The 12425-nt window shown below is 41.2% G+C and carries 11 protein-coding genes and 2 tRNA genes; 6 read left to right on the top strand and 7 right to left on the bottom strand.

The window, feature by feature from the left end; translation table 11 throughout:
* Positions 1-219 precede the first annotated feature (219 nt).
* The gene (locus tag HHA41_RS09015) at positions 220-1410 is read left to right on the top strand and encodes a hypothetical protein (protein ID WP_168461430.1); all 1191 of its coding nucleotides are present in this window, start codon (positions 220-222) and stop codon (positions 1408-1410) included.
* Positions 1411-1445: 35 nt separating this feature from the next.
* Here HHA41_RS09015 and HHA41_RS09010 read toward each other — a convergent pair whose 3' ends face one another.
* From HHA41_RS09010 to HHA41_RS08990, 5 genes are all read right to left on the bottom strand, one after another.
* Positions 1446-2597, bottom strand: coding sequence for a LuxR C-terminal-related transcriptional regulator (locus HHA41_RS09010; RefSeq protein WP_168461415.1), 1152 nt, complete (start codon positions 2595-2597; stop codon positions 1446-1448).
* Positions 2598-2855: 258 nt separating this feature from the next.
* Entirely contained in the window at positions 2856-4490 is a 1635-nt protein-coding gene (gene groL, locus HHA41_RS09005) for a chaperonin GroEL (RefSeq protein ID WP_168418833.1), read from the bottom strand.
* Positions 4491-4550: 60 nt separating this feature from the next.
* Positions 4551-4841: a co-chaperone GroES gene (locus HHA41_RS09000; protein ID WP_004972131.1), complete on the bottom strand. Its 291-nt coding sequence runs from the start codon at positions 4839-4841 to the stop codon at positions 4551-4553.
* Positions 4842-5026: 185 nt separating this feature from the next.
* Positions 5027-5800 (bottom strand): metallophosphoesterase, encoded by a 774-nt coding sequence (locus HHA41_RS08995; RefSeq protein WP_168461414.1) that lies wholly within the window; start codon positions 5798-5800, stop codon positions 5027-5029.
* Positions 5781-6713 (bottom strand): diacylglycerol kinase family protein, encoded by a 933-nt coding sequence (locus HHA41_RS08990; RefSeq protein WP_252726727.1) that lies wholly within the window; start codon positions 6711-6713, stop codon positions 5781-5783. The genes HHA41_RS08995 and HHA41_RS08990 overlap by 20 nt, the downstream gene beginning before the upstream one ends.
* Before the next feature lie 420 nt (positions 6714-7133).
* Here HHA41_RS08990 and HHA41_RS08985 point away from each other — a divergent pair, with 420 nt between their 5' ends.
* Positions 7134-8963, top strand: a complete 1830-nt coding sequence (locus HHA41_RS08985) for a phosphoenolpyruvate carboxykinase (GTP) (protein ID WP_168418836.1) — start codon at positions 7134-7136, stop codon at positions 8961-8963.
* Between the two features lie 183 nt (positions 8964-9146).
* Complete coding sequence (locus tag HHA41_RS08980) at positions 9147-9581, top strand: hypothetical protein (protein ID WP_168461429.1); 435 nt, start codon at positions 9147-9149, stop codon at positions 9579-9581.
* Between the two features lie 41 nt (positions 9582-9622).
* On the opposite strand, the gene HHA41_RS08975 is transcribed toward HHA41_RS08980, so the two are convergent.
* Both HHA41_RS08975 and folD read right to left on the bottom strand, forming a co-directional pair.
* Positions 9623-10291 (bottom strand): 50S ribosomal protein L11 methyltransferase, encoded by a 669-nt coding sequence (locus tag HHA41_RS08975; RefSeq protein ID WP_168418838.1) that lies wholly within the window; start codon positions 10289-10291, stop codon positions 9623-9625.
* 65 nt (positions 10292-10356) lie between these two features.
* Positions 10357-11205 (bottom strand): bifunctional methylenetetrahydrofolate dehydrogenase/methenyltetrahydrofolate cyclohydrolase FolD, encoded by an 849-nt coding sequence (folD, locus tag HHA41_RS08970; RefSeq protein WP_104488415.1) that lies wholly within the window; start codon positions 11203-11205, stop codon positions 10357-10359.
* Positions 11206-11358: 153 nt separating this feature from the next.
* Between folD and HHA41_RS08965 the strand changes: the two genes are divergently transcribed.
* From HHA41_RS08965 to HHA41_RS08955, 3 genes are all read left to right on the top strand, one after another.
* Positions 11359-11432, top strand: a tRNA-Cys gene (locus HHA41_RS08965).
* Positions 11433-11447: 15 nt separating this feature from the next.
* A tRNA-Leu gene (locus HHA41_RS08960) sits at positions 11448-11533 on the top strand.
* Positions 11534-11645: 112 nt separating this feature from the next.
* Positions 11646-12377: a hypothetical protein gene (locus HHA41_RS08955; protein WP_168461411.1), complete on the top strand. Its 732-nt coding sequence runs from the start codon at positions 11646-11648 to the stop codon at positions 12375-12377.
* The last annotated feature ends 48 nt before the right edge of the window (positions 12378-12425 follow it).

Below are 12425 nucleotides of genomic sequence, written 5' to 3'. Positions count from 1 at the left end.
CATGCAACAAAACTTTTTAAACCGTAGTTCAAATTAACACAGCTCAATACAACTTCTGTGACTACATATTAAAAAATGTGCTTTTGACACAAAAATGTTGATTGGTCTTCATTTTTTCTCACAGATTTTTGTGTATACCCTCCCAATTTTGGGATAGCACCTAAACTCATCTGATTTCTATACTGCAGACATGACAATTTGAATAACAAGGAATTCATGATGAAAAAAACATTACTTAGCATAACCTTAGCAGCCTTACTGACTGCTTGTGGTGGTTCCGACAATGACTCAAGCAATAACAGTCCGCCATCTCCACCACCATCCACTGCTTCACAAATTGGGGTACTGACTGATGGACCAGTGGGCGGTGTTAAATATGTCAGAACCAGCAGCACAGGTGAAAGTATTGAGGGTACAACCAATCTAGATGGCGAATTTGAATACAATGAGGGAGATACTGTCCGCTTCTTTATTGGTGATGTACAACTGGGTGAAGCGATTGAAGCCAAAGCACGTATTACACCATTAGATTTAGCTGAATTAGACAATGCCCGTACCAACTTAATGGTATTGCTACAATCTTTAGATGCCAATGGCGAGCATAGCGATGGAATTCAGATTAGTGCGGAGACTCAAGCAGCCTTCAAAGCTGTAAATCTAGATTTTGAACAAAGCAGCACAGACTTCGCAACTGAAGTGCTTAGCAAAACACCCCTCACAGAAGATCAACTCGTGACACCAGAAAAAGCTGCAGAAAACTTCCAAACCACCTTTTATAAAGATATTGCCGGAACTTGGGAAATTGGACGCACCAATACATCTGCTGTTTTATTACATATTTTACCCGATGGACGTTATGCGCTAGGTGAAGCAGATGAAGCTGATGTAACGGGGCAACCTGGTATTGAAACAGGACGACTAAATTGGAATGCTTTAACCTCAGCGCTGAGCCCTGTGATCTCAGTAGATACTAATGAAGACTACGGGCTTTCACATCCAGACAATGATGGTCATTACCGCCTAAGTTATAACGGTACAGATTTAGTGCTGACTGATGTTGGAAGTAATAGCACCTATATTTTAACTAAAGTCAAACAATCATCAGGTTTAGTCGGCACTTGGCAATTTAATCAAACTCACTTGTTTGCTTTCTTTGACACAGGATTCTATTTCTTGTTAGACACTGAAGGCGATGATGATTGCGCTAACCCAGGTATTGAATATGGTAAATATACCACGACCGCCAATACACTCTCTGCAACAGAAATTTTATATGACACCAATGACTGTGGTGGATTGCATGACCCTTGGGATAACAGCAAAGTTAATGCAACTTATAGTATTTCAGGTACAAGCTTGACCTTACATCCTCAAGGTGAAGACCCTGTCACTCTACAACGTAGCAATTAAACACGATAAAGCTGCCTAATCAAATTTAGGCAGCTTTAACCGATATGCTCAAAATGAATAGTACAGCCCATCAACAAATGCATGAGTTCAATTTGCGAGTTGCATTGGGTTTTTTCATAAATATTTTTAAAATAAGTGCGCACCGAACTGAGCGTAACTCCACAATGTTCCGCAATTTCTTCTAACTTACAACCATTCAACAACAACTCACACAGCTCAAACTCACGTTTAGACAATTGATAAGCTTGCTGCAAATAGGCTTTTGACAAAGCATAGTGCTGATGCTTATCGGTCAGAAATACCGCAATTTGATGTTGTCCTGCATCTTGATGCTGCATATTTTTTAATTTAGAAAAAGGCACGATAGTCAGCATTAATTGTCGTCCTTTCGCATCTGACAAAGCCAATACACCGCCTACATCTGCATTCAATGCAGACTGTCCTAATAAGGCTGAATTTAATAATTGATCTAAACGACTTTGATCATAAGCATGGGTTTTTAAGCGATTATACAAATCCAAATCTAAACATGAATCGTGTTCAATCATGCTTTGAGCTAAAGGGTTTGAATAAGTCAAACTCAGCTGATGATCAAGCAAAATTACACCCGTTTTTAAATGATCGAGCACACTATACAAACTTAAATTTTCTTGTTTAACCAAACTAAATTGACGATGGATTTGTAAGGCACGGCGCAAATGCACACCCAAATGCTTTAAAAAATCCAACTCTTTTTGTTGATACGGCGCTACATCTGGCGCACGATGTAATCCTAAAACTGCCCAACGATGTGAACCCTGATCGAGCAAAACAGCCGAGATATAACTAATTCCCGTCGGATTCAAACACCGTTCATAAAAGATATATTCATCACTTTCAGGGTTTTCCCCATAATGCGATAAATCCGAGCTCGCTACTTGCCCCACACCTAAATTTTCCCACAATACTCGGTGTAACTGCATGTCAATCACGCGAATCCGCTCATCACGATAGGCATGCAAAGCTTCATCTGGAATATTGTGACTAAATAAAAAATCGTAACTTGGGCTAAATTGATCTAAGGCAGTAAAAATGGCGGTTTTACTGTCTGTATATTGAACAATTTTTTCAATTACTTGCGGCCATAAATTCACATCTACAGCGGCATCATAAATACTGCCTATAATTTCGTGTTCTCGGTTATCCATTTTTATCCCCTTTATGCCTACTCCAGCCTGCATTACACTTATTTAATCATTTGTTTTTCTTATTATTCCAAGTAGCATAGTGGGTTTTATTCACAAAAAAAGCAGTTTAAATACATATCACGCATTTAATAAATAAATGGAAAATGGCTAGGCAGTTTTGCTTTTTCATGCGTGCAAACTCTGAATTATAAAAACCACGCCATAAAAAAACCCCGTATCTGACGATACGAGGTTTTTGAAGTTTGGGTACGCTGATAATTACATCATGCCACCCATACCACCCATGCCGCCCATGTCAGGCATTGCTGGTTTTTCTTCTGGGATTTCAGTGATCATACATTCAGTCGTCAACATTAAGCCCGCAACAGATGCAGCATGCTCAAGCGCAGAACGTGTTACTTTTGCAGGGTCAAGAATACCCATTTCCAGCATATCGCCATATTCAGAAGTTGCAGCGTTATAACCGTAGTTACCTTCACCGCTCTTCACCGCATTGATCACTACAGATGGCTCATCGCCTGCGTTTGCAACAATTTGACGAAGTGGCGCTTCAATAGCACGGCGTAAAATGTTAATTCCGACATTTTGATCGTCATTTGCACCAGTTACACCGTCAAGTGCTTTCGCTGCACGTACTAACGCAACACCACCACCTGCAACAACACCTTCTTCAACCGCAGCACGAGTTGCGTGAAGTGCGTCATCGACACGGTCTTTTTTCTCTTTCATTTCAACTTCAGTTGCCGCACCAATCTTGATCACTGCAACACCGCCCGCTAACTTAGCAACACGTTCCTGAAGTTTTTCTTTGTCGTATTCTGAAGTTGATTCTTCAATTTGCGCACGGATTTGTTGTACACGCTCAGCAATTTGACCTGCATTGCCTGCACCATCCACAATCACAGTGTTTTCTTTAGATACTGTTACTTTGTGTGCAGTACCTAAGTGCTCAAGTGAAGTTTGCTCCAAAGACATACCAATTTCTTCAGAAATCACAGTTGCACCTGTCAAGATCGCGATATCTTGAAGCATTGCTTTACGACGATCACCAAAACCAGGTGCTTTCACCGCACATACTTTAATAATGCCGCGCATGTTGTTTACAACAAGTGTTGCCAACGCTTCGCCTTCTACATCTTCAGCGATAATCAATAATGGCTTACCTGTTTTCGCAACTGCTTCTAAAACTGTGATTAATTCACGAATGTTGCCCACTTTTTTGTCTACCAACAAAATGAATGGGTTTTCAAGTTCAGCAGTTAAAGTATCTTGTTTGTTTGCAAAGTATGGTGAGATATAACCACGATCAAACTGCATACCTTCTACAACGTCTAGTGAGTCTTCAAAGCCTGAACCTTCTTCAACGGTAATCACGCCTTCTTTGCCCACACGCTCCATTGCTTCTGCAATTAACTTACCTACAGTCGTATCAGAGTTAGCAGAAATCGAACCAACTTGTTCAATCGCTTTAGTATCTGATGCAGGTTTAGCCGTCGCTTTAATGTTTTCAACCACTGCTTTTACAGCAATGTCGATACCACGTTTCAAATCCATTGGGTTCATGCCCGCAGTTACAGATTTGATGCCTTCATTTAAAATGGCTTGTGCAAGTACAGTTGCAGTTGTTGTACCGTCACCTGCGATGTCGTTGGTTTTACTTGACACTTCACGAACCAACTGTGCACCCATGTTTTCAAATTTATCTTTTAGGGTGATTTCTTTAGCAACAGATACACCATCTTTAGTGATGTGCGGTGCGCCAAAAGAACGGTCAATCACTACGTTACGACCTTTAGGGCCTAAAGTTACTTTTACTGCATCTGCAAGGATGTTTACGCCTGCAATCATTTTTGTGCGGGCTGAATCACCAAATTTTACGTCTTTTGCTGACATGTTTGACTCCAAATATCTTTAAATAATGTTCAAATTGACTTTGAATAACGAGTGCTGAAATTAGCCTTCAAGTACCGCTAAAATGTCAGACTCTTTCATAATAAGAAGTTCTTCACCGTCTACTTTAACTGTGGTGCCTGCATACGTACCAAACAAGACTTTATCGCCCACTTTAACGTCTAAAGCGCGCACGCCATTGTCTGTGATTTGACCATTACCTACTGCAATCACTTCACCTTGCGCTGGTTTTTCTGCAGCAGAACCTGGAAGCAAAATACCGCCAGCTGTTTTTGTTTCTTCTTCAACACGACGAATAACTACGCGGTCATGTAATGGACGAATGTTGCTCATAAATAACTCCATCAGACTAAGTCTATGTATAGATTCCTGATGACGACTTATTTATTCCATGTGTCATCATCAAAATAAATTTTAGATGACACAGTTGTGGGGATGGAAAAATTCGCTTCAAGGGGAAACGCTAAAAATATTTCAGTTTTTGTTGTTTTTTTAGACAAGTTGAGGGGTTCAACCTTTTATTCTGCGTTTTGCTGCCACAACACGAATTGTTTTTGTCCTACATCAAAGATGTAATGCTGCACATCACCATTATTGCAGACTAGATTTAAGCTATTCGGCATACCTTGATGCAAACGCTGTGAAATTGCAGTTCCGGCATGAATATCGAGCACAGGATGTGCTGCACCAAGTGCATAGATTTGATTGAGGTCATATACAGCAGGCTGGTGTAAATGACCATGTAGCAAGGCATGCAAGCCGTTTTTACTCCATTGCTCCAACGCAATACGTCCCAACACAGGACAATCTTTAATACCGTGCACATTATCGGGCGGTGTATAGAACGGCTGATGCGCCACCAAAATTTTTAACTTATTGCTGGGCGCAGCTTGCAATAAGGCGTCGATCTCCTGAATTTGATTCAAAGAAATATGCCCACGGGTATGAAAACGTCGCCGAATACTGTTCACCCCTATCACATAAAAATGGGCGGTTTCCAAAATTGTTTCCATACGCCCAAAAAACAACTGATACCGTGCAAACGGACTAAAAAAACGATTCCAAAGATGGTATAGCGGAATATCGTGATTTCCTGGCACAACCAAATACGGTAAATTCAAACTGTCTAAAAAATGCTTACAGGCATAAAACTGTGCGTAGCGTGCACGTTGGGTTAAATCTCCACTGACCACGACCGCTTCAGGTCGCATATTTACACACAGTTGTTGCACTGCCTGCATACAAACCACATTTTCAGTGCCAAAGTGCAAATCAGACAGATGCAGCAGCATGCGGCACCTTAATCTTTAATGCATTTTTCAATACAGATATACGTAGCGGCGGACGCATTTTGACAATTTCTCCATCAAGCGCCACGGTCAGTTGTGGGCGTTTACTATGAATGACCACCTGCTCTGCTGCAAAACTGTACATATCATTGGCTTGCTCAGCTTTCCCCTGAATTAATTGCCGCAGAATTTTAAACAAAGTCAATTTATCAGACTTTGCCACGGCAACACCTGCGACTTTGCCTGCTGCAGCAGCTTTGGCAATACGTAAATTCATTTCAGACAGTTGCAATTGATTATTCCCAAAGAAAATGAGCGGCGTTTTCAGCGGATAGCGCTTTGTATCGACCTCAATATCTAATTTTAATTCTTTACGGTCACGCAGCAGTACATCTAAAGCCGAGGTGTAGGCATGTAAAGGAAAGCGTCCTAAATAACGGTTATAACGCTCACGTTTTTGAATAAATAAAGGATATAAACCCAAACTGGCATTATTTAAATAGATGTGTTGATTGATTTGTGCCACATGCACAGCACGCGTACTGCCCGTTGCGATGACATGCGCTGCTTCAATTAAATCTAGCGGAATATTCAGTAGGCGTGCCACATAATTAAACGTGCCCAAAGGCAAAATACCCATGGGGATAGATGTCCCTTTTAACTTTGCAGCAACCGCATTTAAAGTACCATCTCCACCCGCTGCCACCACCACACCCGCTAAATCAGGATGTTGATGACGTGCCAACACCTGTTGCATTAACGCATCAAAGCCCGTACTCGCCCCAATATCAAAAGATTGAATTTCGAAGCCATGCTGCGATAAAACGTGCAACAACTCTTCATAAATATCGTCTTTATGATTAGCATGAAATCCAGATTTTTGATTATAAACAATCGATAAGGGCTGTAGCTGCATAAACCTCTGTGCCATTTTTTAAAGCTTTTGTTCTAATTTCAGTCAATTGATACGGAATGAAAAGCAGCTTTATGTAAAATTCAAATGATGACCATTCATTAAATCAATGACAAACCGATCAAAAATTATAGATTCAACACATTGAATTATATAAAAATAATTTAAATAAATAATGCCCATCAAATATTTAAATAATGGAAAATATAGCAACAAAAACATGTAAGTATATGTTTCATATACAGTATTATTAATTTATCCAAACATTTTAATCAGAAAGCCAAATCATGCCTAAGTCTTATTTTTTTTATGATTTTGTGCTTTAATACAGCCACTTTTTTTCATATTTCATCTGAACGATGTATCCCATTGTTCAGATTGTACTTTGTACATCATTTGTACACATTTAAGATAGGCCTCACCATGACCCAAGTGAACGCACCAGAATTCGTTCGTCACCCTAAGCTTATTGCATGGGTTGAAGAAATTGCAAAGTTAACGAAACCAGCAAAAATTGAATGGTGTGACGGTAGCGCTGAAGAATATCAACGTCTCATTGACTTGATGATCGCTAACGGCACCATGCAAGCATTAAACCAAGAAAAACACCCTGGTTCGTACCTTGCAAACTCTGATCCTTCTGACGTTGCTCGTGTTGAAGACCGTACTTTCATCTGCTCTGAAAACAAAGAAGATGCTGGTGCGACCAACAACTGGGAAGCGCCAGCTGAAATGCGCGCTAAATTAAACGGTTTATTCGACGGCTCAATGGCTGGTCGTACCATGTACGTGGTTCCATTCTCTATGGGCCCATTGGGTAGCCACATTGCGCACATCGGCATTGAATTAACTGACTCTCCTTATGTTGCAGTTAGCATGTCTAAAATGGCTCGTATGGGTAAAGCTGTTTATGACGTACTTGGCACAGACGGTGAATTTGTACCTTGCGTACACACTGTTGCTGCTCCATTGGCTGAAGGCGAAAAAGACGTTGCTTGGCCATGTAACAAAGAAAAATACATTGTACATTATCCAGAAACTCGTGAAATCTGGTCGTATGGTTCTGGTTACGGCGGTAATGCATTATTGGGTAAAAAATGCTTAGCGCTTCGTATCGCATCTGCAATGGGCCGTGAACAAGGCTGGTTAGCAGAGCACATGCTGATTTTAGGCGTGACAAACCCTAAAGGTGAAAAACACTATATCGCAGCAGCATTCCCTTCTGCATGTGGTAAAACCAACTTCGCTATGTTGATTCCACCAGCAGGTTACGAAGGCTGGAAAATTGAAACTGTAGGTGACGATATTGCTTGGATCAAACCAGGTGAAGATGGTCGCTTATATGCAATTAACCCAGAAGCTGGTTTCTTCGGTGTTGCACCTGGTACAAATACCAAGACTAACCCGAACTGTATGGCAACCTTACACAAAGACGTAATTTATACCAACGTTGCTGTAACTGATAACGGTGAAGTATGGTGGGAAGGTCTAACTAAAGAAGTTCCTGCAAACTTAACAAACTGGAAAAACCAACCACACACTGGTGAAGAAAAAGCAGCTCATCCAAATGCACGCTTCACGGTTGCAGCTGGTCAATGTCCTTCTATTGATGCTGACTGGGAAAATCCAGCAGGTGTTCCAATTTCAGCGTTCATCTTCGGTGGTCGTCGTGCAGACACAGTGCCTCTAATTTCAGAAGCATTTGACTGGGTAGATGGCGTTTATAAAGCAGCAACAATGGGTTCTGAAACGACTGCTGCTGCAGTTGGTCAACAAGGTATTGTACGCCGTGACCCATTTGCTATGCTTCCGTTTGCTGGTTACAACATGGCAGACTACTTCTCTCACTGGTTAGAAATGGGTGAGAAAGTTGGCGAGAAAGCAAAAGCTGCTGGCAACAAATTACCAGGTATCTACAACGTAAACTGGTTCCGTCGTGACGCAGAAGGCAACTTCGTATGGCCTGGTTTTGGTCAAAACATGCGTGTTCTTGAGTGGATCATTGATCGTTGCGAAGGTCGTGCAGACGCAGTTGAAACACCAATTGGTCGCGTTCCGACTTATGAACAATTAAACTGGACTGGTTTAGATTTCACTAAAGAACAATTTGAAACTGTTACAGCGCAAGACAAAGAACAGTGGATCAAAGAGTTGGAAAGCCACACTGAGTTATTCAACAAACTTGGTGAGCGCTTACCTGCTGCATTGAAAGCACGTCAAGAAGCGTTACTTGAAGCAGTTAAATCTGCGTAATTCAACGCTAACTGCTAAAAAAAGGTCACTTCGGTGACCTTTTTTATTGCGCATAAATTTAAAAACCTAACTCGCAGAAATCTTAAAAACAGTCTTTAGCATGCTTTGTGGTGGTAGCTATGGCATACTTAAAACAAGAATGAAATGACAATCAAAACATGGGACATGATCATGAATAAAGCCATGAACACAACAATGATTATTTTGGGTATGACGGTATTTGGCTTAGGTTTATCTGCTTGTCAAAGCCTGCCTGAACAAAGTGAAAATAGCTTTGTTGGATATAAAGTTGAAAGTAAAACAGCAAATACTGCTATTTTAGCTTACACCCTTGCAGGCCGTCAGAATCAACAACGTGATGAAAACAAATTACAACGTGCTTGCCAGAAAGAGCTAGGTGCACATAAAACCTATCAATTGCGTGTATTAAGTATTAATGAAATTGCCAATCCTGCTGCGCATCAACAAGACCCGTATGGCCGTCAACTTGGTCAAAGCCGCACCTCTATTGGCTTGTCGAACACACCTGAATTACACAGCAGCGAAAACTATGCCACCCGTCAAGCCCTAGATGCACGCCCGAGCACATTGCGTATTGTGCGTTATAGCTGTTCTTAATTTTATATAACGACAATATCTAAAATATAAGACGTGATGATTTATCGCGTCTTATAAAAACTCACATTACGAAACTCTTTGGCTTCATCTAAATCAGGCCATGTGGTCGCACTGCGTTCATCTATTTTTATATATTGTGGATGGCTAAAATTTTTCACACGACTGTCTGCCACCCACACTTCGGGTGCAAACTTTAAAAATTCATCTAAAAAGAAACGATTGCATTGGTCATACAACACATCTGCTGCCAACAATACATCCACTTGCTCGGCTTGATACAGGTCATCTAAATACTCAAGCGCGACATCATTTAATTCTGCGTTGGCACGACAAGCCGCCAGACTCACTGGGTCAATATCACAGCAAATCACTCGTTTTGCACCTGCCATTTTAGCCGCAATAGCCACCACACCAGAACCTGAGCCAAAGTCCAAAACCACCTTATCTTTGACATGCTGCGGCTCTGCCAGCAACCATTGCGCCATAGCGAGTCCAGAAGCCCAACAGAAAATCCAGTACGGCGTATCATTCCAAATACGACGAATCACTTCATCATCAAGCTTATCGGTAGGAAATACAGGCGGAATAAGCCACAGTGAAATAGCGGTTTCTGGCAACTGCTGAGCCTGCAATTCACAATTTGGTATCACATCATGCAAAGCGTGTATAAGATGCTCAGGCGCTTGAAGAAATTGAAAGGTACAGCTCATTGGTTTTTATTCGTTTTAATTTAAAAAAAGTCCCCTCTCCTTCTTAAAGGAGAGGGAGAATAGACTTAACCTAAAGCTTTCTCAGCAGCTTCAACCGTTTGACGAATTAATGTCGTAATTGTCATTGGGCCAACACCACCCGGTACAGGCGTATATGCAGAAGCGATTTCTTCAATCCCTTGTAGTTGAATATCACCCACACCGCCACCATCACGTGGATGGAAACCGGCATCAACCACTACCGCACCCGGCTTAATCCAGTCTTTTTGAATCAATTCTGCTTTACCAACAGCACCCACAATAATGTCGGCCTGTTTTACAAAGTCTGCCAAGTTTTGTGTACGTGAATGGCAAGTTGTTACCGTTGCATTGGCTTCAAGCAGCATCGCAGCCATTGGTTTACCTAAAATTGCTGAACGACCAACAACAACAGCATGTTTGCCTGCAATTTCAATGTTGTTTTCTTTTAAGATGGTCATAATGCCTGCTGGTGTTGCAGAACCATAAGCAGCTTCGCCCATCGCCATACGTCCATAACCAAGGCAAGTTACACCATCTACATCTTTTTCAAGCGAAATTGCATCAAAGCAAGCACGCTCATCAATTTGCGCAGGAACTGGATGTTGCAACAAAATACCGTGCACATCCGGATTCGCATTCAATTTTTCAATTTCTGCCAAAAGTTGTTCTGTGGTGGTTTCTGTAGGCAATTCCACCTTTAAAGAATCCATGCCCACACGGCGGCAAGCATTGCCTTTCATGCGCACATAAGTTGCAGATGCACCGTCATCACCGACCAAAATAGTCGCTAGAATTGGGGTACGACCTGATTTTGCTTTTAACGCTTCTACACGTGTTAACAGATCAGCTTCAATTTGTTTTGCCAATGCACGACCGTCTAAAATTAATGCCACGGCACATCTCCAAATGTTGATATGAATCAATTTTGCAAATAATACATGATTATTTAGACTATTTTATTCTATATGCCGAATTAATGTGCATCTGCTCATTTAATAGTATTGTTTTTTTTTCAGAGCTTGCTAATATACGCATCAACAAGACGTGGCGGGGTGGCAGAGTGGTCATGCAGCGGACTGCAACTCCGTGGACGCCGGTTCGATTCCGACCTCCGCCTCCAATCTTGTAAAACTATGCCCGAGTGGTGAAATCGGTAGACACAGGGGATTTAAAATCCCCCGCCCACAAAGCGTGCCAGTTCGAGTCTGGCCTCGGGCACCATTTTAAAACACATTAAAATGGTGCAAGTAAAGAACCCAGCATTTAGCTGGTTTTTTTATGCCTGCGATTTAGCCCTCTCCTATCCATATTCATTTCTCTGTATGACCTGCCTATGAAGCCCCAACAAGCACTGCTTTATGTGCAGCAATTACAGCAACAATACCCTGCTGCCTTTAAACAAAATATTTTGTTTTACGGTTTTATACAAAGCAAAGGCATGCTGGATGAATGGAAAGAGTTTATTCCATGGCTCTTGGCCTGTATGATTTTTATTCCTATTTCGATCAGTTTAGCTTTGGGGATTCAAAACACCACAGCACAGTATGATGCTTTTCAAGCCAAAGCCTTGTCTATTTTAGCTATTATGCTCGGCTTTATGCTGCTATTGCCTTATGTGTTGTATCAGATCAAACATAGCTCTGCATCGTGGTATCAGTTTCAGCAACACGCCCCACTCAAAATTGCAGTCTTGATTATTTTACAAGCGCTAAATTTTGCCTATTTTCAAAGTACAATTCTGCAAGGAGCTCTTTTCTTTTTTTGCATCAGTTTTGGCTTTGTGCGCTTGTATAAAGAAAATATGTTTCGTGACCACGCCAGTCTGGAACAAAAATATTGTTTAACTCAGATTCGTCGTGCTGCTTACTGGTCGTATCGTCAGGCTGCTAAAATTCAATTCCGTTTATATTTCACCAATAAAAATAGCCCCCGCTTTACACAATTCACTCAGCAATATCAGCAAGCACTTGAGTTACATCAACAGATTATGCAGGCCGAGCAAGCCTTATGTAAAAGTATTAAATACATTGATTTAGACAGTTATATTCAAGATAAACTGGATTAAAAATCACCTCTTTCATCCAACTTATCTATAAAAAAACCGAGCAACTTG

This window comes from Acinetobacter sp. A1 (assembly GCF_012371315.1).
GTDB lineage: Bacteria > Pseudomonadota > Gammaproteobacteria > Pseudomonadales > Moraxellaceae > Acinetobacter.
Note: the sequence above shows the minus strand (reverse complement) of the source record. Positions and strands in the feature narration are given on the sequence as shown.